Here is an 11,577-nt window from a genome sequence, read left to right as displayed (position 1 = left end):
ATTTCTCCTGTTAGTGGGCGACGGCCGCAGCGCCGTGTTCGTCGATCAACGCACCGTTGTGGAAACGGTCGATGGAAAAAGGCGCCGCCAATGGGTGCATTTCACCCTTCGCGAGGCTGGCGGCAAATACGTTGCCTGAGCCCGGCGTGGCCTTGAAGCCACCGGTGCCCCAACCGCAGTTGAAGAACATGTTCGGCACCGGGGTCTTGGAGATGATCGGGCACGCATCCGGCGTGGTGTCGACGATGCCGCCCCACTGACGGTTCATGCGCACCCGCGACAGCACCGGGAACATCTCAACGATGGCCTGGATAGTGTGTTCGATCACCGGGTACGAGCCGCGCTGGCCGTAGCCGTTGTAGCCGTCGATACCGGCGCCGATCACCAGGTCGCCCTTGTCGGACTGACTGATGTAACCGTGCACGGCGTTAGACATGATCACGCTGTCGATAATCGGCTTGATCGGCTCCGACACCAACGCTTGCAGCGGGTGGGATTCGATCGGCAGGCGGAAGCCCGCCAGCGAGGCCATGTGCCCGGAGTTACCGGCGGTCACCACACCGACGCGCTTGGCGCCGATAAAACCCTTGTTGGTTTCCACACCGATGCACACGCCGTTTTCCTTGCGGAAACCGATCACTTCGGTCTGCTGGATCAGGTCCACGCCGAGTGCGTCGGCGGCGCGGGCAAAGCCCCAGGCCACGGCATCGTGACGGGCCACGCCGCCGCGCCGTTGCACGGTGGCACCGAGTACCGGGTAACGGGTGCTTTTCGAGCAATCCAGGTACGGAATCTCGTCGGCCACTTGCTTGGCATTCAGCAGCTCGCCATCCACGCCATTCAGGCGGTTGGCGCTGACGCGACGCTCGGAATCACGGATGTCCTGCAGGGTGTGGCACAGGTTGTAGACGCCACGCTGGGAGAACATCACGTTGTAGTTCAGGTCCTGGGACAGGCCTTCCCACAGTTTCATCGCGTGTTCGTACAGGTGCGCCGACTCGTCCCACAGGTAGTTGGAACGCACGATGGTGGTGTTGCGCGCGGTGTTACCGCCGCCCAGCCAGCCTTTCTCGACCACGGCCACGTTGGTGATGCCGTGCTCTTTCGCCAGGTAGTAGGCGGTCGCAAGACCATGCCCGCCGCCGCCGACGATAACCACGTCGTAGACCTTCTTGGGGGTCGGCGTGCGCCACATCTTCTGCCAGTTTTCGTGGTGGCTGAGGGAGTGCTTGAAGAGGCCGAAGCCCGAGTAGCGTTGCATAGTCATTACTCCAAAACCGCGCTCAGCGATAAACCGGGAAATCAGCGCACAGGGCAGACACGTGCTTGGCCACGTTGGCCTCGACGTCGGCGTCGCCGAGGTTGTCGAGGATGTCGCAGATCCAACCGGCCAGCTCGATGCACTGCGGCACCTTGAATCCACGCGTGGTCACCGCCGGGGTGCCGATGCGCAGGCCCGAGGTCACGAACGGCGACTGCGGGTCATTCGGCACGGCGTTCTTGTTGACGGTGATGTGGGCGCGACCGAGGGCGGCATCCGCCTCTTTGCCGGTGAGGCCCTGACGGATCAGGCTGACCAGGAACAGGTGGTTATCGGTGCCGCCGGACACTACATCGTAGCCGCGTTTGATAAACACGCTGGCCATGGCCTGGGCGTTGTCGATCACTTGCTGCTGGTACGCCTTGAAGCCAGGCTCCAGCGCTTCCTTGAAGCACACCGCCTTGCCGGCGATCACATGCATCAGCGGACCACCCTGGGCGCCGGGGAAGACGGCGGCGTTGAGTTTCTTTTCAATTTCTTCGTTGGCCTTGGCCAGGATCAAACCGCCACGGGGACCGCGCAGGGTCTTGTGGGTGGTGGTGGTGACCACATCGGCGTACGGCAGCGGGTTCGGGTACAGGCCGGCGGCGACCAGGCCGGCGACGTGGGCCATGTCGACGAACAGCAGCGCGCCTACTTTGTCAGCGATGGCGCGAAAGCGTGGGAAATCCAGGGTCTTGGAGTAGGCGGAGAAACCGGCCACGACCATTTTCGGCTTGTGCTCCACCGCCAGGCGCTCGACTTCGTCGTAGTCGATCAGGCCGGTGTCGGTATTGATGCCGTACTGCACCGCGTTGTACAGCTTGCCCGAGGACGACACCTTGGCACCGTGGGTCAAGTGACCGCCGTGGGCCAGGCTCATGCCCAGGATGGTGTCGCCCGCATTGATCAGCGCCAGGTACACAGCGCTGTTGGCGGACGAACCGGAGTGTGGCTGTACGTTGGCATAATCGGCGCCGAACAGCTGCTTGGCGCGTTCGATGGCCAGGGCTTCGACCTTGTCCACGTGCTCGCAGCCACCGTAGTAGCGCTTGCCCGGGTAGCCTTCGGCGTATTTATTGGTGAGGCCGCTGCCCTGGGCTTCCATCACACGCTTGCTGGTGTAGTTCTCCGACGCGATCAGCTCGATATGATCTTCCTGGCGCTGCTCCTCGGCGTTCATGGCCGCCAGCAGTGCGTCGTCATATCCCTGGATCTGGTCTTGTTTGCTGAACATCGCGTCTCTCCCAGCCTTTCGTATTGTTGAGGCCCGTGCAGGGCCCTTTGATGCGATGGTAGGGCTGGCGCAGACAGGCCAAATGCCTGCGCACGCCACGCAAAGGTGCGTTTACGACATTGCCGGAACAACACGAAACAAATGTGGGAGGGGGCTTGCTCCCGATAGCGGTGGGTCAGGCGATGATGTGGCGCAGGAGCAGCAGCAGGAGGAAGTGCATGGGATACAGGGCGTAGGCCCAGCGGCGCATTGCTGGCGGTGAGGTGCTGTAGGCATGTCGCAATAAGACCAATCCGGCCAATGGCGCAATCAGGCAGGTCGCCAGCCCCAACAGCGCCACCGGCGTACCGCTATTGAGCAGGATCTGCCATTGGTTAGCGGCCACGCAGACACATCCTGGCAACACACTGAAATACCAAGGCCGGCGAAACACCAGCAACATCGCCAGTGGCAGCAACACACCAAAGAAACCGAACATTAAGTGCGACGAAAATACCGCCGCTATCGTGACGGCGATCAACGCCAATCCTCGATCAAAAAACGCCTTCTTCTGCCATCCTCGGGCAACCAGCAGTCCCAACGCCAGGGTGGGCAGCACGTTCAACGTATCGGCGTCCTCGATAAACAGCCGATACGGCACTTCGCTGATCACGCTGAACAGCAGCAGCCAGCCCAGGTAGCGCCACTGGCCGGTCACCGGCGCATTTCGGGCCCGGTGCAGGTTCGTCGCAATCGCCAGGCAAAACCACGGAAACGCCAGGCGCCCCGGCACATACAGGCCATCGAGGCTCAGACCGACATAACGCAGGTGGTCCAGCACCATGCTCAGCAGCGCCAACCACTTGAGCAAATCCAAAGCGCCATCACGGACGCGTCCGACAGGCATCGTTTCAGAACCGTGCATAATTCCCCAGTGACTTTGCATTTACAGTGCGTGCGCAGCGTCAACAATCTTGGTTACAGTGCGCACCAACATCGACCACAGGAATGGGCCATGACCGACAAGAGCCAACAATTCGCCAGTGACAACTATTCGGGCATTTGCCCCGAAGCCTGGGCCGCCATGGAACAAGCCAACCAGGGTCATCAACGTGCCTACGGTGATGATGAATGGACCCACCGCGCCGCCGACGGTTTCCGCAACCTGTTCGAAACCGACTGCGAAGTGTTCTTCGCCTTCAACGGTACGGCCGCCAACTCCCTGGCGCTGTCCTCCTTGTGCCAGAGCTACCATAGCGTGATTTGCTCGGAAACCGCCCACGTCGAAACCGACGAATGCGGCGCGCCGGAGTTTTTCTCCAACGGCTCCAAGCTGCTCACCGCCCGCACCGAAAACGGCAAGCTGACCCCGGAATCGATCCGCGAGATCGCCCTCAAGCGCCAGGACATCCACTACCCCAAACCCCGCGTAGTGACCCTGACCCAAGCCACCGAAGTCGGCAGCGTCTACACCCCGGAAGAAATCCGCGCCATCAGTGCTACCTGCAAGGAACTGGGGCTGAACCTGCACATGGACGGCGCACGCTTTTCCAACGCCTGTGCGTTCCTCGGCTGCTCACCCGCCGACCTGACCTGGAAAGCCGGAGTGGACGTGTTGTGCTTTGGCGGCACCAAGAACGGCATGGCCGTGGGTGAGGCCATCCTGTTCTTCAACCACAAACTGGCGGAAGACTTCGACTACCGCTGCAAACAGGCCGGCCAACTGGCCTCGAAAATGCGCTTCCTGTCCGCCCCTTGGGTGGGACTGCTGGAAAATGACGCCTGGCTCAAACATGCGCGCCACGCCAACCACTGCGCGCAATTGCTCAGCAGCCTGGTGGCGGATATTCCGGGTGTGGAGCTGATGTTCCCGGTGCAGGCCAACGGCGTGTTCCTGCAACTCTCGGAACCGGCGATTGCCGCGCTGACGGCCAAGGGCTGGCGCTTCTATACCTTCATCGGCAAAGGCGGTGCGCGGTTCATGTGCGCGTGGGATACCGACGAAGAGCGCGTACGAGAATTGGCGGCGGATATTCGGACAGTGATGGGCGCCTGACCGCAGCAGATGCTGGCGCAATGCCGAGTCTGTCATTTGATATTTCTGACAGCTGCGCACTGGCTTTTCATTGGCTAGCCTCTTGGAACCCGAAAGGAAAACGTCGCTGCAGAGACGCCCTTTCGGGCTAACTGCCTGCCGACCATTCGGCTGGAAACGGAAATCCAGAAGAGAGCCAAACCCATGGAGTATCAAAGCAACGGCAACACCCTGCAAGGCGACGGCACCGTCAACACCACCGTGATTGATTGGGATGAGTTCAGGAAGTACGCAAAAGTCGGCGACACTATCCGAGAGCCATCGCGGACGCTGCGGATCTACGACAAAGTCTATGAACTGACAGCATCAGGCCAGCACTTTGTGGTCCACATCTACGCCCAGTAACCGCTAACCCCCACGTCGGAGATTCATGACCTCCGACGTCCCCTTGATCGTTCCCACCCTCGCGTGGGAACGAGCTGAGTGGATCAGAACTCGATGCGCACATCCCCCTTCGGCACGCTGCAGCACGACAGGATGTAGCCTTCGGCTTCGTCTTCCTCGGTGATCCCGCCGTTGTGGTCCATCTCCACCTCACCGCCCAGCTTCATCACCTTGCACGTCCCGCAAATCCCCATGCCGCAGGCCTTTGGAATCAACAGCCCAAGCTTGGCCGCCGCCGCGTGGACGGTCTCGCCAGGGGCGACGCGAATGCTCTTGCCCGAGGCGATGAACTCCACCTGATGCAGATCCGCCAGATCGATTTCCGGGGCATCCGCCGCTTGCTCGGCCTGCTCCACCGCGTCGGCGCGGGCTTCCGGCGGCGTGGCGCCGAAGGATTCCTCGTGGTAGCGCGCCATGTCGAAACCGGCGACTTCCAACAGGCGTTTCACCGCATTCATGTAGGGCGTCGGGCCGCAGCAGAACACTTCGCGCTCAAGGAAGTCGGGCACCATCAGTTCGAGCATCTTGTGGTTCAGGTAACCGCGATAACCCGCCCAGGGCTCACCCAGGCCGTGCTTCTCACAGATCAGGTGCAGGCTGAAGTTGTCGATCCGCGACGCCATATGCTCCAGCTCGCGGTGGTAGATGATGTCCTTGGGCGAACGGGCACTGTGGATAAACGTCATGTCGACGTTGGCGTTGGTGTCGTAGAACCAGCGGGCCATGGACATCACCGGCGTGATCCCCACGCCGCCACTGAGGTACAGCACTTTCGGGCTAGGGAAGTCGATGGCATTGAACAGCCCGACCGGCCCGTGCACCGCCAATTCCTGGCCTTCATGCAGGGTGTCGTGCAGCCAGTTGGACACCTTGCCGCCCGGCACACGCTTGATGGTCACCGAAAAGCTGTAGGGCACCGACGGCGAACTGGAAATGGTGTACGAGCGCATGATCGGCTGGCCGTCGATTTCCAGCTCCAGGGTGACGAACTGCCCCGGCTTGAAAAAGAACAGGATCGGCTGGTCAGCCATAAAGCAGAAGGTGCGCACATCCCAGGTTTCCTGGATGACTTTGACGCAACGGACGATGTGCCGACCATTGGCCCAGGTCTGGGTGGTTACCGGATTCAGGAAATTATTGGACATGTTGTTCTCCACCGCCGACGTCGGCCTTATGGTGGCGATTCTGCGTAACGCGGGAACCGCCCATTTACCTATCTGCGACATTCACATACTTATCGCGACCAGCCCCCATACCACGGGGGTTGCGCGTCGGGAACAGAGTGGGCCATGTCGCTCATGGATAAGGTTCGGCACATCAGCAGCCCCACACTCGCTCCCAACAACGACGTTTTCTTTACGCCTTGCTGCAAACCTGATCAGCCACTATTCGTCGGCCACACAGAATGGCCTTGAGGACACACACGATGGACGTCACCGCAACCTTAAGCTTGGGCGATCCGCTGGAACCCGCACGCAAGGCCACCGCGCAAATGCTGCAAGAGCGCGAGCGCACCTTTTCGCTGCCGCAGCCGTTCTACTCTGATGAGCGGTTGTTTGATATCGACATGCAGGAGATCTTCCAGAAAGAGTGGTTGATCGCCGGCATGACCTGCGAGATCCCCACCAAGGGCAACTACCTGACCCTGCAAGTGGGCAAGAACCCGATCATCGTGATCCGTGGCGCCGAAGGCGTGGTGCATGCGTTCCATAACGTGTGCCGCCACCGTGGCTCGCGCCTGTGCACCAGCGACAAGGGCAAGGTTGCCAAGCTGGTGTGCCACTACCACCAGTGGACCTACGAGCTGGACGGGCGCCTGCTGTTCGCCGGCACCGAGATGGGCGCCGATTTCGACATGAAGCAATATGGCCTCAAGCCGGTGAATGTGAAGACCGCCGGCGGCTACATCTTCATCAGCCTGGCCGAGAACCCGCCGGCCATCGATGACTTCCTGTCGACGCTGAACCACTACATGGAACCCTACGACATGGAAAACACCAAGGTGGCGGTGCAAACCACCTTGATGGAAAAGGCCAACTGGAAGCTGGTGCTGGAAAACAACCGCGAGTGCTACCACTGCAACGCGTCGCACCCCGAGCTGTTGAAAACCCTGCTGGAATGGGACGACGTCACCGACCCGCGCACAGATCAGGCCTTTAAAGACCACGTGGCAGCCTCCGCCGCCGCTTGGGATGCCGAGAAGATCCCTTACGCCCACGCCAGCTTTGGCCTGCGCAACCGTATCGTGCGCATGCCGCTGCTCAAGGGCACCGTGTCGATGACCCTGGACGGCAAGCAGGGCTGCGCCAAGCTGATGGGCCGCATCAAGAACCCCGACCTCGGCTCGATGCGCATCCTGCACCTGCCGCATTCCTGGAACCACTGCATGGGCGACCACATCATCGTGTTTACGGTGTGGCCGATCAGCGCCCAGGAAACCATGGTGACCACCAAGTGGCTGGTGCACAAGGACGCCGTGGAAGGCGTGGACTACGACGTGGAGCGCATGCGCCAGGTGTGGGACGCCACCAACGACCAGGACCGTCGCCTGGCCGAAGAGAACCAGCGCGGGATCAACTCCACCGCCTACCAGCCCGGCCCGTACTCCAAGACCTATGAGTTCGGCGTGGTGAACTTCGTGGACTGGTACAGCGAGCGCATGTTGAACAACCTCGGCGCAGCGCCGGCGCCTTACCTGAAAGGCGTGGCTGCACACGAATAACCGATACCCACAGCTCAAAACTGTGGGAGGGGGCTTGCCCCCTCCCACACTTGAACCTCACACTGCTTAATATTTGATCAACTCTCTCGCAGACCACTGCCAGCCTGCCCTCCAGCCTTTACCCAACAACTTATCCACAAAGCCACCCACAGCAATTGTGGGCAACTCCACTATCCAAGCAAAATTAATTGAAGAAAATCCGTGACTTATTCAAGTTGACGGTTCCAGCGACACATTGATCATTTATTGATCAAAACCCTACAAGCTACGTAAAACGTGACCTGTAGCGGTACGCAAACACCTTATCCACAGAACCGCCAACAGACTTTGGGGGCAACTTCGGCAGCGCTGTGGAAAACCGCGTCAAACCTTCATATACCAAGGGTTTCAGCTATATTCCTGGGGTTTAGCGGCAATTTGATCAATAAACAACCAGATGGCGGAAAGCCTCTATTCATAAGGCCTGTAGCGGATATCAAACATCTTATCCACAGAAGCGCCAACAGACTTTGGGGGCAAGTCCGAACACCGCTTCAACCTTATCCACACAAAAAAGCACCTAAAAACCGTGACTTAGCTTGGTTATTTTTCGTACAACGGCTTGCAGGCGTTGATTTACGGGGGTTGTGGAGACCCACGAACATCTTATCCACAGCTACGCTCACAGCGTTTGTGGGTAAACCCACAACCTGTACAAAAAACACCCAGCATCTACACTCATCCTTGCAGTCAATTCCATGGCCTGGGTTAACGCGGAAGTCCTTGGCAGCCTGATCAGGAGGAAGAACGGTGATGTGGCAGGGCAAGCCCAGCCATCACTGCGCCAAAGGTTTTACGCTGATTGAATTACTACTGACGCTGGCCCTGCTGGCCACGCTTGCGACAGTGGCTTATCCGCTGACAGCATTGATGGGTAAACGTGATCGAGAACTGGACCTGCAACGCTCGCTGCGGGAAATCCGGCGTGCGATTGATGCCTACAAAGACGCCAGTGACGATGGCCGCATTGAAAAGAGCATCACTGACAGCGGTTATCCCCCCTCCCTGCACGTATTGGTCGAGGGGGTAACGGACAAGACCAACCTTCAGGGCAACAAACTCTATTTCCTGCGACGCATTCCCCGCGATCCCGTGTGCGAGTGCCCTGAACGTGCGCCCGCAGAAACCTGGCAACTGCGCAGCTACAAAAGCACTGCGGATAATCCACAAGAGGGAGAAGATGTATTCGACGTTTCATCCCGAAGCACCCGGGAGAGCTTGAATGGAACGTCATACAGCCAATGGTGATCGGGGTTTTACCCTGATTGAGTTGCTGGTGGTCATGGCGATCATCGCCACCCTCATGACCCTGGTCACCCCGCAGTACTTCCGCCAGCACACCAAGGCCCAGGAAACCGTGCTGCGCCACAACCTGTCCTCCATCCGCCAGGCCCTGGACCAATACCGCGAGGACCACGGCGCCAATCCCGAGTCCCTGCAAGCCCTGGTGGACCGTCGCTACCTGCGCGAGATCCCCATGGACCCGCTGACCGGCAGGCGTGACACCTGGCAACTGCAACCTTCGGACGAACAAGGCCTGGGCGATGTACGCAGCGGTGCCTCCGGAACCGACACGAACGGGAACGCCTATGCCGACTGGTAAGCACAACCAGCAGGGCTCGGTGTTCATGGGCATGTTGGTGACAGTGGCCGTGGTGGCCGTGATGCTGATGGAAGTCGGCACCCTGTGGTCCAGCGTGCTGCAGCGCGAACGCGAGCTGGAACTGCTGGCGCGGGGCAATGAGATTCGCCGGGCAATCGGCCTGTACTACGCGGCCGGCAATACCTTTCCCAAGTCACTCGAAGACCTGGTCCTCGACCGTCGCCAACCCACCATCAAGCGTTACCTGCGCCGGATCTACAGCGACCCGCTGACCGGCACCACCGATTGGGGCGTCGTGCCAGGGCCGAGCGAAACCATCATGGGCGTGTTCAGCCAGGCCAAGGGTACGCCGTTCAAGCAAGGCAACTTTGCGGTCATCAATCAGAGTTTTACAGGGCAAGGCAGTTATCAAGGGTGGGTGTTTCTGTATGGCTCTGTACAGAGTAACCCTGCAACCCGCGTCACTCCTCTGGGAGATCAGCTGACTCAATGATTTAACCGTTTAAACACACTGATCGTTCCAGCAGTTCGGAACTTGTTTATCTGAATTGAAGGTGGGCTAGAGCATGAATACGTTACAGAGATATGCGAGAGATCTATTCAAATGGGTCCTGGCCGCAGCGTTATTGGCACCCGCAGCAGGATGGGGGCATGGAGCTGTCGAAACGCCTCCATCCCGTGCTTTGAACTGTTACGTAAAGGGAGGACAGTGGGGCTCTGACAATGGCTCATCTATTAAAGATGAAGGCTGTCGAGAGGCTTTTACAAAAACATTTAATTCCCCCAGTGAGTGGGCAACTGCCGCCGATCAATGGCATGAGGTTGCGAAGATTCCGGAGATCAACCATCCGACGATGGATCAGATCAAGGCCATTATCCCGGACGGCCACATATGCGCAGCAAATGATCCGAAAAAAGCCAGCTTGGATTACCCCACTCCGTTATGGACCAAGAAAGATGTAGTGCCAGGTCAATCACTGGCTATACGCCTTGTTGGCACGATTCTTCATGTGCCCAGCACGTTTTATGCGTTTATAACCAGACCAGGTTTTAACAGCGCGTCTGACGTATTGCAATGGAGCGATTTAATCCCCTTGGGGGAATCCGAAAGACTCGAAAAAGCGTACACCAATTGGAACCCGCCCCCCCTGCTCAACGGACTTGCAGGCTTTTACCTGATCAATCGGCCTATTCCCAGCAACGCATCGGGTAATGGGTTAGTGGTAGGAATATGGGTCAGGGATGATCCGAATGGCGAGTTCTTCATTTCTTGTTCAGATGTAAGGTTCCAAAGTGGCGGTGTTCCGGACCCTCTGACAAACATTGGCCCTTACATTGGCCCCGATATGCAATCGCTCAAAGTCGGCGACTCCGTCCACTTCCGGATCTTTGGGGCCGATGCCAAAGGAACGGAATTGGTGGATATCACCCAGGAGATCCGAGCCGATAATTTGCCTCCGGCCAAATGGGGACTGGAAATAGCCGACCTAGTAAGCCCTGCCATTGCCAGAATCGGCGTAAAGACCAATGGTACGGTTACGTTCAACTCGGCAAATCCGCTGGCCAACGCAACCTATGTCACTAACCCGGATTACAAACAGGTGATGTCGATCATTGCCGGCGGCGGTGAAACCCCTATCGATCAACGCCCACCGGTAGCGGTCATCAAACCCCATGCAAACGTTAAATCAGGTGAGCGTTTCACCATGGATGGCACCGGCTCTACGGTATACAACCCAGGTGCTGCCGGATGGATGTGGACCAACAACTTCCAGGGCGGCAGCTTCCACCAGTCGACAGCGACGTTCACTGCTCCCTCGGTAAATCAGGACACGCAACTCAAGATTGAACTACGGGTGTATGACAATAAGAACAAAAAAAGTACAGCAGCGCCCCCCGTCATCGTCATCGTTAAACCAGCAGGTGGTGGCGAAGAGTACCCGGCCTACAAAGAAGGCACTGCGTACAAAGCCGGCGACATCGTGACCAACAACGGCAAAAACTATAAATGCAAACCTCAGCCCTTCACCCCATGGTGTGCAGGCGCCGCATGGGCGTATGCCCCAGGCACGGGGCAGGCGTGGGACCAGGCCTGGGACGAAGTTCGATGACCCGCTCGAACGCATATTCAGTTACTGGATAAGCATAAGAGCCAAACGTTATAGGGCGCCTCACGGCGCCTTATATCGAGCAACGCTACAGTTGAAGATGTACTTGA

11 protein-coding genes are annotated in these 11,577 nt (G+C 58.7%); 7 read left to right on the top strand and 4 right to left on the bottom strand.

Annotated features, from left to right (window positions below; genetic code table 11):
* Positions 1-10 precede the first annotated feature (10 nt).
* The 3 genes from AC07OP_RS17585 to AC07OP_RS17575 form a co-directional block, all read right to left on the bottom strand.
* Positions 11-1,261, bottom strand: a complete 1,251-nt coding sequence (locus AC07OP_RS17585) for a sarcosine oxidase subunit beta (protein WP_176996671.1) — start codon at positions 1,259-1,261, stop codon at positions 11-13.
* 22 nt (positions 1,262-1,283) lie between these two features.
* Positions 1,284-2,537, bottom strand: a complete 1,254-nt coding sequence (glyA, locus tag AC07OP_RS17580; RefSeq protein ID WP_027605980.1) for a serine hydroxymethyltransferase — start codon at positions 2,535-2,537, stop codon at positions 1,284-1,286.
* Between the two features lie 175 nt (positions 2,538-2,712).
* Complete coding sequence (locus tag AC07OP_RS17575) at positions 2,713-3,441, bottom strand: TraX family protein (protein ID WP_495101995.1); 729 nt, start codon at positions 3,439-3,441, stop codon at positions 2,713-2,715.
* Between the two features lie 90 nt (positions 3,442-3,531).
* Between AC07OP_RS17575 and AC07OP_RS17570 the strand changes: the two genes are divergently transcribed.
* Positions 3,532-4,572, top strand: coding sequence for a threonine aldolase family protein (locus AC07OP_RS17570; RefSeq protein ID WP_065938192.1), 1,041 nt, complete (start codon positions 3,532-3,534; stop codon positions 4,570-4,572).
* Between the two features lie 183 nt (positions 4,573-4,755).
* Positions 4,756-4,956 (top strand): hypothetical protein, encoded by a 201-nt coding sequence (locus AC07OP_RS17565; RefSeq protein ID WP_115485636.1) that lies wholly within the window; start codon positions 4,756-4,758, stop codon positions 4,954-4,956.
* 83 nt (positions 4,957-5,039) lie between these two features.
* On the opposite strand, the gene gbcB is transcribed toward AC07OP_RS17565, so the two are convergent.
* A complete protein-coding gene (gene gbcB / locus AC07OP_RS17560) occupies positions 5,040-6,140 on the bottom strand; it encodes a glycine betaine monooxygenase reductase subunit (RefSeq protein WP_027605983.1) in 1,101 nt (366 codons plus the stop codon).
* Between the two features lie 281 nt (positions 6,141-6,421).
* On the opposite strand from gbcB, the gene gbca reads away from it, so the two are divergent.
* From gbca to AC07OP_RS17535, 5 genes are all read left to right on the top strand, one after another.
* On the top strand, positions 6,422-7,717 hold the full coding sequence (gene gbca / locus AC07OP_RS17555; protein WP_495101996.1) for a glycine betaine monooxygenase oxygenase subunit: 1,296 nt from the start codon (positions 6,422-6,424) through the stop codon (positions 7,715-7,717).
* 792 nt (positions 7,718-8,509) lie between these two features.
* Complete coding sequence (locus AC07OP_RS17550; RefSeq protein WP_027605985.1) at positions 8,510-9,004, top strand: prepilin-type N-terminal cleavage/methylation domain-containing protein; 495 nt, start codon at positions 8,510-8,512, stop codon at positions 9,002-9,004.
* Positions 8,979-9,359 (top strand): type II secretion system protein, encoded by a 381-nt coding sequence (locus tag AC07OP_RS17545; protein WP_115485634.1) that lies wholly within the window; start codon positions 8,979-8,981, stop codon positions 9,357-9,359. Before AC07OP_RS17550 ends, AC07OP_RS17545 begins: the two co-directional genes overlap by 26 nt.
* A complete protein-coding gene (locus AC07OP_RS17540) occupies positions 9,346-9,852 on the top strand; it encodes a type II secretion system protein (protein ID WP_495101997.1) in 507 nt (168 codons plus the stop codon). Before AC07OP_RS17545 ends, AC07OP_RS17540 begins: the two co-directional genes overlap by 14 nt.
* A 73-nt stretch (positions 9,853-9,925) precedes the next feature.
* Positions 9,926-11,470 carry a lytic polysaccharide monooxygenase gene (locus tag AC07OP_RS17535; RefSeq protein ID WP_495101998.1) on the top strand — a complete coding sequence of 515 codons (1,545 nt, stop codon included), beginning with the start codon at positions 9,926-9,928 and terminating at the stop codon, positions 11,468-11,470.
* The last annotated feature ends 107 nt before the right edge of the window (positions 11,471-11,577 follow it).

It is taken from the genome of Pseudomonas sp. GW821-FHT09D08, from assembly GCF_059416305.1.
Note: the sequence above shows the minus strand (reverse complement) of the source record. Positions and strands in the feature narration are given on the sequence as shown.

Excerpts from the sequence above, each read along its gene's own strand:
- AC07OP_RS17585 (WP_176996671.1), bottom strand. The coding sequence starts at position 1,261 with ATGCAACGCTACTCGGGCTTCGGCCTCTTCAAGCACTCCCTCAGCCAC.
- glyA (WP_027605980.1), bottom strand. The coding sequence starts at position 2,537 with ATGTTCAGCAAACAAGACCAGATCCAGGGATATGACGACGCACTGCTG.
- AC07OP_RS17575 (WP_495101995.1), bottom strand. The coding sequence starts at position 3,441 with ATGCACGGTTCTGAAACGATGCCTGTCGGACGCGTCCGTGATGGCGCT.
- AC07OP_RS17570 (WP_065938192.1), top strand. The coding sequence starts at position 3,532 with ATGACCGACAAGAGCCAACAATTCGCCAGTGACAACTATTCGGGCATT.
- AC07OP_RS17565 (WP_115485636.1), top strand. The coding sequence starts at position 4,756 with ATGGAGTATCAAAGCAACGGCAACACCCTGCAAGGCGACGGCACCGTC.
- gbcB (WP_027605983.1), bottom strand. The coding sequence starts at position 6,140 with ATGTCCAATAATTTCCTGAATCCGGTAACCACCCAGACCTGGGCCAAT.
- gbca (WP_495101996.1), top strand. The coding sequence starts at position 6,422 with ATGGACGTCACCGCAACCTTAAGCTTGGGCGATCCGCTGGAACCCGCA.
- AC07OP_RS17550 (WP_027605985.1), top strand. The coding sequence starts at position 8,510 with ATGTGGCAGGGCAAGCCCAGCCATCACTGCGCCAAAGGTTTTACGCTG.
- AC07OP_RS17545 (WP_115485634.1), top strand. The coding sequence starts at position 8,979 with ATGGAACGTCATACAGCCAATGGTGATCGGGGTTTTACCCTGATTGAG.
- AC07OP_RS17540 (WP_495101997.1), top strand. The coding sequence starts at position 9,346 with ATGCCGACTGGTAAGCACAACCAGCAGGGCTCGGTGTTCATGGGCATG.
- AC07OP_RS17535 (WP_495101998.1), top strand. The coding sequence starts at position 9,926 with ATGAATACGTTACAGAGATATGCGAGAGATCTATTCAAATGGGTCCTG.